This is a genomic window from Chitinophaga sp. W3I9 (genome assembly GCF_050434025.1).
In the GTDB taxonomy this organism is placed as follows: Bacteria; Bacteroidota; Bacteroidia; order Chitinophagales; family Chitinophagaceae; genus Chitinophaga.
In genome coordinates, this window is record NZ_JBNPWC010000001.1 from 6,366,761 (window position 1) to 6,380,329 (window position 13,569).

General features: G+C 45.7%; 10 protein-coding genes and 1 tRNA gene. 9 read left to right on the forward strand and 2 right to left on the reverse strand.

Annotated features, from left to right (window positions below; genetic code table 11):
- The first annotated feature begins 21 nt into the window (after positions 1–21).
- From QFZ51_RS25865 to QFZ51_RS25875, 3 genes are read left to right on the forward strand one after another with little or no spacing between them, the layout of a single operon-like run.
- Complete coding sequence (locus QFZ51_RS25865; RefSeq protein ID WP_429050356.1) at positions 22–1,119, forward strand: hypothetical protein; 1,098 nt, start codon at positions 22–24, stop codon at positions 1,117–1,119.
- Positions 1,116–2,213, forward strand: coding sequence for a S8 family peptidase (locus tag QFZ51_RS25870; protein WP_429050357.1), 1,098 nt, complete (start codon positions 1,116–1,118; stop codon positions 2,211–2,213). Before QFZ51_RS25865 ends, QFZ51_RS25870 begins: the two co-directional genes overlap by 4 nt.
- A 4-nt stretch (positions 2,214–2,217) precedes the next feature.
- Complete coding sequence (locus QFZ51_RS25875; protein WP_429050358.1) at positions 2,218–3,291, forward strand: hypothetical protein; 1,074 nt, start codon at positions 2,218–2,220, stop codon at positions 3,289–3,291.
- Positions 3,292–3,347: 56 nt separating this feature from the next.
- Here the strand turns inward: QFZ51_RS25875 and QFZ51_RS25880 are convergent.
- Positions 3,348–3,421: transfer RNA gene (locus QFZ51_RS25880), tRNA-Arg, on the reverse strand.
- 135 nt (positions 3,422–3,556) lie between these two features.
- On the opposite strand from QFZ51_RS25880, the gene ung reads away from it, so the two are divergent.
- Both ung and QFZ51_RS25890 read left to right on the forward strand, forming a co-directional pair.
- On the forward strand, positions 3,557–4,228 hold the full coding sequence (gene ung, locus QFZ51_RS25885) for a uracil-DNA glycosylase (protein ID WP_370907899.1): 672 nt from the start codon (positions 3,557–3,559) through the stop codon (positions 4,226–4,228).
- An 11-nt stretch (positions 4,229–4,239) separates the two neighbouring features.
- Positions 4,240–4,983, forward strand: a complete 744-nt coding sequence (locus QFZ51_RS25890) for a lysophospholipid acyltransferase family protein (RefSeq protein ID WP_429050359.1) — start codon at positions 4,240–4,242, stop codon at positions 4,981–4,983.
- Positions 4,984–5,025: 42 nt separating this feature from the next.
- Here QFZ51_RS25890 and QFZ51_RS25895 read toward each other — a convergent pair whose 3' ends face one another.
- The gene (locus QFZ51_RS25895; protein WP_370907901.1) at positions 5,026–7,734 is read right to left on the reverse strand and encodes a putative LPS assembly protein LptD; all 2,709 of its coding nucleotides are present in this window, start codon (positions 7,732–7,734) and stop codon (positions 5,026–5,028) included.
- 248 nt (positions 7,735–7,982) lie between these two features.
- On the opposite strand from QFZ51_RS25895, the gene QFZ51_RS25900 reads away from it, so the two are divergent.
- From QFZ51_RS25900 to nhaA, 4 genes are all read left to right on the forward strand, one after another.
- Positions 7,983–9,215 carry an N-acetylmuramoyl-L-alanine amidase family protein gene (locus QFZ51_RS25900; RefSeq protein ID WP_429050360.1) on the forward strand — a complete coding sequence of 411 codons (1,233 nt, stop codon included), beginning with the start codon at positions 7,983–7,985 and terminating at the stop codon, positions 9,213–9,215.
- Positions 9,216–9,340: 125 nt separating this feature from the next.
- Entirely contained in the window at positions 9,341–10,339 is a 999-nt protein-coding gene (locus tag QFZ51_RS25905; protein WP_429050361.1) for an MlaD family protein, read from the forward strand.
- Between the two features lie 9 nt (positions 10,340–10,348).
- A complete protein-coding gene (locus QFZ51_RS25910) occupies positions 10,349–12,232 on the forward strand; it encodes an OstA-like protein (protein WP_429050362.1) in 1,884 nt (627 codons plus the stop codon).
- Positions 12,233–12,328: 96 nt separating this feature from the next.
- Positions 12,329–13,540: a Na+/H+ antiporter NhaA gene (gene nhaA, locus QFZ51_RS25915; protein ID WP_429050363.1), complete on the forward strand. Its 1,212-nt coding sequence runs from the start codon at positions 12,329–12,331 to the stop codon at positions 13,538–13,540.
- Positions 13,541–13,569 lie beyond the last annotated feature (29 nt).

The following is a 13,569-nucleotide window of genomic DNA, read 5'->3' on the forward strand; positions in this document are numbered from 1 at the left end:
AATCCCTATAACCCCCGTGCTATGTTTAATAGTATTGCCCTTGACGTAGTCATTGGACTAACATTTGTATTCCTGTTATACAGCTTGTTCGCCTCCATTTTACAGGAAATAATAGCAAAATACTTACAACTGCGTGCATTAATGCTCCGAAAGGCGCTCCGGCGGCTCTTGCAGGATAGTGAGTTTACGGATAAGCGGAACCTCGCCATGCGCCTGCTGGCCGGCAAAAAAACATTAAAAGAGAAAGAAGATTTCGTACATCATTTCCTGGAATATCCTACCATCAAATACCTGGGAGAAGGCTCCTTCTTTCGAAGGCCCGCCTATATCAAACCCGAAACATATGCGGAGGTGCTGGTCCGCATACTCCGTGGGGCCAACTATACCGGGCTTGAAAACCAGATGCAACTGATTAAAGACAACCTGGCTGCAGACACAGGGGTGCCTGTCAAGGATAACGATAATAGCAACAAGCACCTTAAAATAGATACAGAAACACATACCATGTTCGTACAAATGATGTACGAGAGCAGTAACGATATTGATAAGTTCAAATCCAAGCTGGTGGTTTCATTTAACGAGATGATGGAACGCGCGGAAGGCTGGTATAAAAAGCAGACCAGGCTGCTGTTATCTATCATTGGCTTTGTATTGGCGGCCTCTTTTAATGTAGATACCATTCAGATTACAAAAGTTTTAATCGACAATAAGCAGGTGCGTGATAACGTGGTAAATACTACAGTAGCGAACTTTGATAAAGTTAAGCAACTGGTCGGAAAAGACACTTCTTCGCCCTATACCCAGGATGATCTGAAAAATATATCCGGTCAGATCACTTCACTCAACAACATACTAGGCTCAAAGAAGATGGCGGAAGAAAACCTGGTTAACATACATATTTTCGGTTGGGGCATCACTTTGCCCAATTATCTGTCCATCATCGGCTGGCTCATCACGGCTTTCGCTATCTCGCTGGGCGCTACTTTCTGGTTTGATTTATTACAAAAATTAATCAGTATCCGGCAGGCAGGTGTAAAACCGGAAGAGAAGCAAGCTAAGAACGAGGGCAAATCAACAGCATCCACTATTGTTGAAAATAAAAAATTGCGTGTAGGATGATAGTCATCGCCAATAAAGCCGTTAATACACGCCTGGGATTTCCGCATACTTCCGCCACCAATCCAACTTATATCGAAGACGGCCATGAGCTCGATATCGTTGCTAAAGTATATGGCGAAACCCTTGAAGGCAACAATGAGTGGTATCAGACCATCATCGATGAATACTATTGGAGCGGTGGTTTTCATACAACACCGGAAGCATTAGCGTTACCTGTTACACAGCAATCCACATTGTTTGATGAATGGCGGATAACAGACTTTTGGAAAAAAGGGATAACAGGCAAGAATACAAAAGTAGCTATCATCGATATGGGCTTTAATCCAAAGAATAATGCCGTCGCGCATCTCTTTGGGCAGCATAACAGCACACAAATGCAATTCCCGGATACAGGCCATGGTACTTATATGTCATCCATCATTGGTGGTAATGATGCCAAAAATGGTTTCCTCGGCATTGCTCCGGAGGCGGAGATCGTTATAAAAGAATTAAACATCACCAGTAATTCATTTCGCATGTCTGCACTGATGGACCTGCTGGAAACGCTACATGATTTTGATGTCATCTCTATGAGCTTTGCCTTTACCGGCGGTTTAAACGAGACTGCGAATACCATTACCAGGTTCAATAGCATTACCAATGAACTGGTGACTAATGGCAAAACCATTTGTATTGCTGCCGCCGGCAACGAAGCACTTACCGCCATCAAATATTATCCCGCGGCCTATAACCAGGTAAACGCCGTCGCCGGCACAGATGCTACGGATAATATTTTGGCCGGTTTAAGTAATATCTGGCCAGGTGTACAATTAGTTGCACCTTATCGCGGCTATTTCGACAAGGTAGATGCCGACAGGTTCGGCAAATATTTTAATACTAACAAAATCAATGGAACCTCCTCCGCAACTGCATTTACCGCTGGCATTATTGCGTTGATCAAATCTTATCATAACCAAAGAAACCTGCCCTTTACCAATAAAGATTTGCAGGATAAATACTTAACACAAACATCGGTACACAGACCTGATCGGCCGGATAGCCCATTCCAGTCAAATACGATTAATAAAGAAATGTTTTTCTCACTCTTAAAATAGCATTATGAAACATTTAGTACTGTTTATCTCCCTGCTGCTTGCAGGCTGCCTTACCTATGGGCAAAAGCCGGTTGAACTTGACTTAAGCAATAAAATAGGAAGTGATAAAACCATAGGACTGAAAACCACCGGCGTCAAGCTCTTGAACATGTCGTTGCAATACAATTACAAAATCAAAATTACCGTAAGAGAAGAAGCAGATAATGCTTCGCAGAACGGTGGTGAAATGGGCAGCGACGCCTGCCATGAGGCTAATCCGAAGTTCGTTGGCTTCCTGGTATCTTTGCAAAATGAAAAAGATGAGGCAAAAGTAAAAGACCTGATTGATTCAGTAAATAAGGTACTGAAAGATCTTAAAACAAGTGATTGTAAAAATACATTACAGAAAGAGGCTGATGCGGTAATTGAAAAAACAAAACGTGAATATTCCTTTGAATCATTGACGGCTAACTTTACATTAAAGAATAACCAGGATATCATTGTTACAATAGAAGCATACAGCGCTGATGGTACCAAGGCTGATAAAGCCTGGCAGTTCATCCTCCGCACGCCACGCAGCGTAAGCTATCTCACTCATTTCGGTTTCACGTTTTCTCCTAATCTCATTAAAGGGCCTGATCAGTTCTTTAGCAAAGCATCCGGTAAAAGTATATTAAGTCCAACCACCGATTCCTTCACCATTAAAAGGAAAAGTAATAATGGCACTGATTTCTGGAAGGACTTATCCATCACCGCTAACTTTATTATGCCGGTAAAATTCAATCGTAAACAGGAGCAGCCTAATATGTTCAACTTCGCCTGGTCTGCCGGTTTTGGTGTAGGGGGAGATGCCCGTTTTACGGTGTTTACAGGTCCGACCCTGTTGGTGTCCGATTTCTTTGCGGTGAGCCTGGCCGGTGGCGTAAGCTATGCTTATAAGTTGAAAGGTGAGTATGAAGAAGGGCAGGGCTTAATGCAAAGTCTCGACTTTGATCAGTTACACGACAGAGGTATCCGTCCAAATATACTGTTGTCCTTTAGCTTCCGTCTCTCTAAAGATGAACTCTCGAAGGCGGTAGAAAAAATAGGAGGCAAATAATTTCGGGAAAGAAATAAAAAAGGACAAATCGATATAAACCGGTTTGTCCTTTTCTGTGTCCTGGATTGGATTCGAACCAATGGCCTACTGCTTAGAAGGCAGTTGCTCTATCCAGCTGAGCTACCAAGACTTATGTGTTTGTTTTCCCTTGAAATGTGAAATAAATTACTATATTTAACTCGCATTTTGGGAGTGCAAATTTATGTAAATTTCTCCCAATAAATCAAATTTAATTTATTTTTCTTTAAATATTGACGTGAACACTATGGATGTACAAATAGAATCAAGCTGGAAGGAAGCGCTGAAAGATGAATTTCATAAGTCTTATTTCGATCAGATCGTCATGTTTCTTAAACATGAAAAGGCATTGGGTAAAGTAATTTATCCTGCCGGAAACCTGATCTTTAATGCCTTTGATAAAACACCGATAGATAAAGTAAAAGTAGTGATTCTTGGTCAGGATCCTTATCACGGTGCAGGACAGGCGCATGGACTCAGCTTCTCCGTACCGGATGGCGTAAAACCTCCTCCTTCGCTTGTGAATATTTACAAGGAAATGAAAACAGATCTCGGGCTGGAAATACCTACCAGCGGCAATCTTACCAAATGGGCGGAACACGGTGTACTGTTATTAAACGCCTTTCTTACTGTAAGGGCCGGTGAACCCGCGTCCCATAGTAAAATAGGTTGGGGCGATTTTACTGATGCCGTGATCCGCAAAATTTCCGATCAGCGGAGCGATGTGGTATTCCTGCTCTGGGGCCGCTTTGCACAGGATAAACAATACCTGATAGACGCTACCAGACATCATATATTGCAGGCCGCACACCCCTCTCCTTTCAGCGCTGATAAAGGATTTTTTGGATGCAGGCACTTTTCAAGAACAAATGAAATACTCGGAAAGGCAGGAATAGCACCGGTAGACTGGAGACTGTAAAAAACAACCTTATGTTTAAAAATATCTTCGGCAGAATATTCGCGGCATGGATGTTAGTGATGTTCGCACTAACAATGCTGGTAATATTCATCCCGGTATGGATCATTTCTTACCTGCCGGAACCACGTAGAACAAAAGGATTTCTGTTCTTTGGCAGGATATGGATGAAAGTGTATCAGCCACTGATCGGCTGCCCTGTACGCAAAAAAGGACTGGAATATTTTGCACCCGGACAAACCTATGTCGTAGTATGTAATCACAACTCGCTGATCGATGTGCCGGTAACATCTGCAGAAATTCCCGGCATCAATAAAACACTCGCAAAAGCATCTCTCGGCAAAGTGCCGCTGTTTGGTGTGCTGTACCGTATAGGTGGTATCCTGGTAGACCGCAGCAGTGAAGCGAGCCGCAAACAAAGCATCGTTGAAATGAAACATGCCCTCAGTTTAGGCATACACATCCTGCTTTACCCAGAAGGCACACGCAACCGCACAGATCAGCCTTTAAAGGATTTTTATGACGGCGCCTTTGCATTAGCGATAGACACCCAGGTGCCATTGATGCCGTCGTTACTGTTTCACACTAAAAAAATATTACCGGTAGGAAAGAAATTCTTCGCATGGCCGCATCGCATCGATTATCATTTCCTGCCTCCCCTGCCTACTACAGGACTAACAAGAGATGACCTCCCCGCTTTTAAAGAAAAAGTATTCCGCCTGATGTGGGATTATTACCTGGCCAATAATACAGAGTAATATAACGAAAGCGGGGATTGCCAATGGCAATCCCCGCTTTCGTTATAAATCCTGGAACTGTCTCGATCGGTTTATCCGCAGATCACGCAAAATACCGGCTTTCGGATTAATGGTAATACTAAACTGCCGGAACGTACCAAACGGAATCAGGTTGATCGACATCTGCCAGCAGTGCAGGTCGCGCGAGATATACATATTCGTATAGGCCACCTGCATATTGGTAAAGTCGAAACCACTGTTCAAACCAATCTTCCATTTTGGCGTGAGACTGAAGTCGCCGTTAAAACTTACATATTGGGTAATACGTTTCACTACGCCCCCGGAATCGGGAATAACGGTATTGGTATAAGATAAGCTATAGGAAAGATCCACACGCCACGGAATATCGAAATCCACGTACTCACCAGGATTATTACGCACCATCTGCAGCTGCCGCTGCTGCGCGGCAAAAGCGGCGTCAGCGCCCTGTACATTCTCCATGGAATCGATCTTCTGTTCTTTCTCCTGGCTCTTTTTATCCTTCGACTGGAACGAGGTACTCATGGAAATGCTGGCGTTGGTTAAACGACCCAGGCTGATTTTTCCCTGCTGCCATACGTATTTATCAAGGCGGTGGCCGCGGGCATCTACCTGGTAGGGATCGATGTTACCACTGGCGGAGATGTTCAGTTTATCGAACAGGTTGGTACGGGCGTATAAGCTGAAAGTAGACAACTTAAAGGAGTCGGCCACCAGGTTGTAGCTGCCGTTGATCCCAAAACCATCCAGCAGCTTTATTTTCTTTTCGTGATTGCCTGTGGTATCCTTCTTAGAAAACACCTTCATCTCCAGGTTATTGTCCAGCCCGAAGTTCAGGCCTCCAAACGCGCCAGGGGAAGGCACGCCGATGATGGCTCCGTCAAAGTCGGATACCATTTGTTTATCGCCCTCCTTGTTGTATTGCAGCTCATGATAATATTTGCTGGACAGATCGGGGCGGTAACTGGCACTCAGCGTGGGGCGCATCACATGGCGGATGGCTTTGATCTTTGAATCTTTTTTAAACGTGTACATACCGTATATGGCGGTAGACAACGACATGCTGGCGCTGATATCGCGGGCACTGTAAAATCCGGGAATGTAGGTGGTATCGATGGCACCAAGCGTATCCAGCCCCGGGTTCCATTTGTTCGGATCCCATTTACGGGCAAATTTCTTCGTATACCAGTATTCGGTATAGTTGATCCCTGGGGATAACGTAAAGGTTTTAAACACCGGGATAGAAAACGAGATCGGGATATTATGCTGCATGCCGGTTTGCATGGCGTCAAACATCGCCTGTTTACCAAACAGGGAATCCTTGAAGTTAGCCTGGTTGCGCAGGATAGTATTGTAGGAAACCCCAATCTTTTCGTACCATTTTGGCGTGCCCACCATTTCCTTTGGCTGGAAAGGATAGATCGTATTTACCGTGAAAGTGGCGTCCGGGAAGGAGATAGACACATCACGGGTGCTCAGGTTCTGCGAGTGGTTCAACCCCATGGTGAGGTTGTAGGGCTTCCCCTGCCAGGTTTTGGAGAACGTGATAGACGATCCGATGTTATTATTTACACGTGTATTGTAGTCATACACGTTGTACTTGTTATAGGAAGAGGTTCCAAAGTTCACGGCAGCGCCAAAGTTCACGCCGGGGCGCGCCTTGCTGTCCATGCTATGGTTCCAGGTGACCCTGAAATCCTTTGAGGTGCTGAACTCTGATTTTACAGCCGGATCCCCGAAGCGGGTATTGGCAAAGCTCAGGTTAAGCCCGCCGTTGTACTTATAGCGTTTCCGGTAAGTGGGACTGGCTGTGAGGCTCCAGCTGCCATAGGAATACACATCCCCCCGCATGGTCAGGTCGAAATGGTCGCCTAAACCGATATAGTACCCGCCGTTTTCCAGGCCTATCCCTTTCTGCTGGTTCACTACGTACTGTGGCGGCAGTATCCCGGAGCGCTGGCCCTGGGTGATGGGGAAAATGGCAAAAGGTATATACAGTGGTGTGGGAATGCCTTCTATTTCCAGGTTAGCCGGGCCGGAGATCACCAGTTTATCGGGGATCACCTTTATTTTACGGGCCCGGAAGCTAAAGTGCGGTGTATCCAGGTTACAGGTAGTGTACCCGTTTTTAAAGCCGAAAATGGTATTATCCGCCGCCTTTTTGGTTTGCTGGCTGTGAATGTAGCCTTCCCCGTACTGGGAGCGGGTATTATAAATCTTCGCTTTCTGGGAGGTAAAGTTATATTTGAGGGTATCCGATTCAAAGCTTTGTCCGCCGTCGTTCATCACCGGGCCGCCAAACAGCTTACCGGCTGTATCTTTGGCGTTGGTAGCCTCGAGGATGCCGGTTTCCTGGTCGAAATTCATTTTTTCGGCAGAAAGGTCAATCGTTTTGTACTTTGTGTTGGCGGTACCATATAAATAGAAGCGTTTATCGGGTACCATCAGGATGATTGAATCCTTTGCTTTATAATTTACCGGCGCATCCAGCGTGTCTTTTGATATCTTTGGTACGAACAAGGTATCTACGGTCGTTTCACCGCTGGTGTCCACACCCTTGGTTAATTGGGTGGAATCGGCTGTGACAGGGGAAACAGGTACCGGTTTTGGTAATTTGCCGGTATCTTTCCGTATCAGCGGAGTGGTATCTGCCAAACTTTTGTTAAAATAAGTAACAACTTGTGGCCTTTCACCCGCAACTGCATCTATAATAAAGGGAATGGCGACGAACATACCGGCAAAAACCAGGTATGTATGCCGAAAAAACTTTTTATAATTATTTTTGTAGCTAGCGTTCATGTGTTATGGCGGCAAACCTACAAGATTTTATACAATTTATTACAAATGGTAACTTGTAATGTTTGTAAGGTAATATAACGAAAGGTAGCGGAAACTCGCGTGGAACAAGCGGATTATTAATTTAACAGATAAACTTATTTTTTTATTTTTTGTGAAAAACAGCACCCATTAAAATGAGAATCATGCGCTGGAACCGATTTTGGATTTTAGGACTGGGAACACTACTCACCTGTACCCTATTTATTCAGGCCAAAACAAATCCCGTTTCCGATAAACAGGACAAGCCTATACGAACTATTGTTATTGATGCCGGCCACGGCGGTGAAGATCCCGGCGCAAAAGGCAGCTATTCCACGGAGAAACAGGTAACTCTGGAAGTGGCACTGAAACTGGGAAAGATCCTGGAAGAAAACATGCCCGATGTAAAGGTAGTGTATACACGAAAAAGTGACCGCTTCGACGATCCCCGCAAAAAAGCCCAGATTGCCAACGACAATAAAGGGGAACTTTTTGTATCCATCCACTGCAATTCTACCGGCAAAATCCGCAAGGTGGTGGACTATAAAACCGTTTACCGTAAAAAAGGGAAAAAGAAAATTGCCGTTAAACAACCCGTATACGCTTACTACCCGAGCAATGCCAAGGGCACAGAAACGTATATATGGGCGACCAGCAAAAACAACGCTAAAATGGAGTCCCTGAAACAAAACTCCGTTATCGTACTCGATGCCAACTCAGAAGAAACCCAGCAGCTGATGAGCGACGATCCTGAAACCTTCATCCTGCTCAACACCCTGAGAAATGCCTATTTCGACCAGAGCCTCCGCCTCTCTACCCTCATCGAGGATGAATTTACCCGGGTAGGACGTATCAGCCGCGGCGCCAGGCAAAGAAATGAAAAAGGTATCTGGGTACTGTCTGCCACCGCCATGCCAAGCGTGCTCGTGGAACTGGGCTTTATCAGCAACCCGGAAGAAGAAGACTATCTCAACTCCAACAACGGACAACAGGAACTGGCCAATTGCATTTATAAAGCCATTAAGCGTTACCGTGAGGAACTCGACAGGTTTACCAATAACCGCAACACCCAGCCAGCTACCACCAAAGTATCGGCTAAAAGCAATAACACTACCGCATCGCTAAACACCAGCAACAGGAGCAGCAACAATAAGTCTGCCCCCGCACCCGGCGACAGCTACTGCGTACAACTCATGATCACCGACAAATTTTATAAACCGGGAGCTTCCATTTTCAGGAAGCTCCACGGTGACGTGAACCGCCAACGCATCGTGATGAATAAAAAAAAACTGAACAAATATATCCTGGGCCGGTTCAGGACCGATGAACAAGCCTCCGGCGAGATGCGCAAAGCCCGCAAACTGGGTTTCAAAGATGCTTTCGTAACTTCCTGCTAATCACACTGCCTCCTCCCTCCCCCCTTCTTATTACCCCGCTTTCCTCTTTTTTATTACTAACATTTTCGTACGACCACTTCCGTGCATGCTTTTTGATTATTTTTGCGTGAACGTATACGAATCTCATGCTCAAATTATCTAACGAAACCAAAGTAGGTGTATTAACTGTGCTGGGTATAACCTTACTTGTGCTGGGCTTTAATCTGCTGAAAGGAAAAAGCCTGTTTTCTCATAATAAAACCATTTATGCCGTGTACCACCAGGTAAACGGTTTACAACCAGCCAACGCGGTACAGGTAAATGGCCTGGTAGTCGGTAATGTAGCTAACCTGGAAGTAATGGATAAAGATGCCTCCCGTATCCTGGTAGCCATCACCATTACCAAAAAAATTGAAATCCCCCGTAACTCTGTGGCCCGTATCAGCAGCGACCTGCTGGGTACCAAAACAGTACAGCTCGACCTGGGTAACGCCGGCGAATATCTGAAAAGCGGCGATACCATCTACGCAGCCGTAGACGGCTCCATGACAGACGCCCTGAAAGAACAGCTTAACCCGCTGGTAAAAAAACTGGAAGGCACCCTGTCTAATATCGATTCCGTACTGATGTCGGTAAATGCCATTCTCGATACCACCGCAAAAGGTAACCTCCAGGACGCCATCCGCAACCTCAATACCACCATGCGTAACTTTACGCATACCTCCGCATCCCTCAACAGTATGCTGGATCCCAACAACGGTAACATCCAGAAAACATTCGATAACCTGGCCGCCGTTACCGGTAACCTGAAAGAGAATAACAGTAAAATTACCGGTATCCTCGATAATGCCCAGAAAGCCACCGGTGCACTGGCTAACGGCAACATCGATAAAACACTGGCGCAATTACAACAAACCGTGACCAGCCTTAACCAGACCATCAATAAACTGAATACCACCGATGGCACTGCAGGCATGCTGCTGAACGATAAAAAAGTGTACAACAACCTTCAGTACTCATTGGGTAACCTGAATAAGCTGCTGGAAGACCTCCGCGTCAATCCAAAACGCTATGTACACTTCTCCCTGTTTGGCAAAAAAGATAAAACGAAACCGTTACCTTCTGACACAATAGCGGTACAATAAAAAGAATCAATGCATCGATACATAAAATCAGGGATTTTTCTGGCCGTCATCTGCCTGCTGGCAGCTACGGCCAACGCCCAGTTTCCGGCCCAACAAGCGCCGAAAGCCGGGTCGGTAATTGAAATTATTCACGCGGACTCACTGATCATGAATGACAAAGATTCTGTCAGCGTTACCCGCTTCATCGGCAACGCCCTCTTTAAACAAGGTACCACCCTGTTTAACTGCGACAGTGCCGTGAAAGATAATAAAACCAATATCATCGACGCATACGGCCATATACATATTAACCAGGCCGACAGCGTTCATATCTACGGTAATTACCTGAACTACGATGCCAATACCCGCCTTGCTCTCCTCAGGGAAGATGCAAAATTGACAGACGGTAAAGTAACCATCACCGGCCCCGAACTACAATATGACATGAACGCCAAAATAGGCTCCTATGTCAAAACTGGTAAACTCGTAAATGGTAAAAGCGTACTCACCAGCGATGAAGGATACTATTACACCGACACCAAAGAAATGCACTTCATGCGGAATGTATTACTGGTAGATCCGGAATACACCCTCAGCACAGATGAACTGCTGTATAATACCGGTACCAAAATAGCCACCATCGTTGCGCCTACCACCATCAACAATAACGACAAAAGCGTGATGTACGCCACCAGCGGTTATTATGACACGGAAAAAGGCTATGGCAATTTTGGTAACCGGCCTACCATCGAAGACAGTACCGGCACCATCACCGCCGATAACATAGAAATGGATAAACTTTCCGGTATGGCCTATGCCACCGGTAACATGGTATATAAGGATACCGCCCGCAAAATGTCGCTGCTGGCCAACAGGGGCATCGTAAACCAACGCGAAAAAACGATCCTCGCCACCCAGAAGCCGCTGCTCATCATGGAAAAAAATAAAGATACCCTGTATATGGCCGCTGATACCCTGTTTTCAGGCGTGATCAGACCAGACGACAGCTTATCTATTCCCTCTGTAGCCGGACTGAAACGCATCCCGGATTCTCCCACCAAAAACCTGAAAAGCATCCGGAATATACGACCGCCGGAGAAATTTACCGCTACCATATCCCCCATCACCCGGGGTGATTCCATCGCCCGGCGACAACAGGATAGTGTAGCCGCAAACGTTATGATGTTCATCGCCGACAGTACCCTCACCAAAACCAGGCAGAAACTGGATTCGGCCGTGACAAACATCAAAGTGGCGCCCATACCGGACGTGGTCCTGCACGATTCCCTGCCGGGTATCAAGCACCATGCAGACAGTATGGCGCTCACCGCACCTAAAGACACCAGCGAGCAACGTTATATCCTCGCCTACCATCACGTGAAAATATTCTCCGACTCCCTCCAGGGCGTAGCAGACAGCGTATACTATTCCTCGAAGGATTCTATCTTCCGCTTCTATGGCACCCCGGTGCTCTGGTCTAATAATACCACCCAGCTGAGCGGCGATACCATCCTCATGTTCACCAAAAACCAGACAGCAGATAAAATGCTGCTCAAAAACAACGGCTTTATTATTAATGAAGCCGGACCGGGCATGTTTAACCAGATTAAAGGCAATGTGATTACCGGTTATGTACTGGGTGAAACCCTCGACTGGATGCATGTGGAGGGGAATGCGGAAACGATCAATTATATTAAAGACAAGGCCGGCGCCTATATGAGCGTCAACAAAGCCCAGTGCGCCATTATCAATATCTTTTTCAAGAAAGGAGAAGTAGATAAAGTGGTACTGATCAAAGATCCGGAAGGAACTGTGTATCCGTTTACACAACGTCCTAAAGAACAGCTCCTGCTGGAAAACTTTAAGTGGGATATCAAACGGCAGCCGAAAACGAAGTACGAGCTAATGCAATAATAATTTTCGTTAGAACAATACCTGGAAATGGCTGCTTCACCGCAGCCATTTCCAGTATCACATCTCCCGGAAATATTTTTCACTAAAAAGAATGCTGTGATTAAGAACTCTATTAACATCATCCGGAAAACACTGATATCCCCTATCCACACTTTCCTGAAAGATAGTCGCGCGGTAGGAATTGTACTCATTGTATGCACCATCATATCAATGGTACTGGCTAACACTGGCGCCCATGAAGATTATATAGGATTCTGGAATACATTATTTGATCCCGCAGGCGGCCACCATTATCAATACGGGTCGTTGCACCTGCCCAATTCCTGGCTGTTATGGATAAACGACGGCATGATGGTGCTGTTCTTTTTCCTGGTAGGCATGGAAATAAAAAGAGAACTCACCGTAGGAGAACTATCTTCTGTACGCAAATCCATTTTGCCCGTACTGGCTGCCATCGGCGGAATGCTGTTTCCCGCACTGATCTTCGTCCTCTTTAATAAAAATACCGCCTATGCGCATGGCTGGGGTATTCCGATGGCCACCGACATTGCTTTTTCACTGGGCATTTTATCCCTGCTGGGCAGACGCGTACCGGTAGCACTCAAGATCTTCCTGATGGCGCTGGCCATCATCGATGACCTGGGCGCCATATTAACCATTGCCATCTTCTACACTCCGCACCTCGATGTAAAATATTTACTGATCGGTGGCGGCGTTTTACTCATACCACTGTTGCTGAACTTCCTGAAAGTACAACGCCTGATCTTTTATTACATTCCTGGTATTGTGCTCTGGTATTGCCTTTTCAATTCAGGCGTGCATGCCACTATTGCAGGCGTATTGCTGGCATTTTGTATTCCACAGGACCGTATAGCCGCACTGGTACATAGTTTACATGACCCGGTGAATTTTATTATCATGCCTGTATTTGCGCTTGCCAATACCGCTATCCTTTTACCGGCAGATATCAGCGGTGCGCTGCATAATAACATCAGTTACGGCATCATTGCCGGGCTGGTATTGGGAAAACCACTGGGTATATTTACACTTTCCTTTGTTGCCGTAAAACTCAAACTGGCTACCCTGCCTTCAAAATCGGGCTGGTTACAGCTTGCCGGCGTCGGACTTATTGCCGGTATTGGTTTTACCATGTCTATTTTCATTTCTTCACTGGCTTATCAAGAGAGGGAAATGCAGATTATAGCCATCATGTCAGTGATTGTTGCCTCTCTTGCAGCAGGTATCGCAGGATTCATTTTTCTACGCCTGATCAAACCGGTTGGCACTGTTCTTGCAAAGCAACCGTGAATTAATTTCGTCGTGTATATACTTTAGAG

Excerpts from the sequence above, each read along its gene's own strand:
- QFZ51_RS25875 (WP_429050358.1), top strand. The coding sequence starts at position 2,218 with ATGAAACATTTAGTACTGTTTATCTCCCTGCTGCTTGCAGGCTGCCTT.
- QFZ51_RS25905 (WP_429050361.1), top strand. The coding sequence starts at position 9,341 with ATGCTCAAATTATCTAACGAAACCAAAGTAGGTGTATTAACTGTGCTG.
- QFZ51_RS25890 (WP_429050359.1), top strand. The coding sequence starts at position 4,240 with ATGTTTAAAAATATCTTCGGCAGAATATTCGCGGCATGGATGTTAGTG.
- QFZ51_RS25895 (WP_370907901.1), bottom strand. The coding sequence starts at position 7,734 with ATGTTCGTCGCCATTCCCTTTATTATAGATGCAGTTGCGGGTGAAAGG.
- QFZ51_RS25870 (WP_429050357.1), top strand. The coding sequence starts at position 1,116 with ATGATAGTCATCGCCAATAAAGCCGTTAATACACGCCTGGGATTTCCG.
- ung (WP_370907899.1), top strand. The coding sequence starts at position 3,557 with ATGGATGTACAAATAGAATCAAGCTGGAAGGAAGCGCTGAAAGATGAA.
- QFZ51_RS25865 (WP_429050356.1), top strand. The coding sequence starts at position 22 with ATGTTTAATAGTATTGCCCTTGACGTAGTCATTGGACTAACATTTGTA.
- QFZ51_RS25910 (WP_429050362.1), top strand. The coding sequence starts at position 10,349 with ATGCATCGATACATAAAATCAGGGATTTTTCTGGCCGTCATCTGCCTG.
- QFZ51_RS25900 (WP_429050360.1), top strand. The coding sequence starts at position 7,983 with ATGCGCTGGAACCGATTTTGGATTTTAGGACTGGGAACACTACTCACC.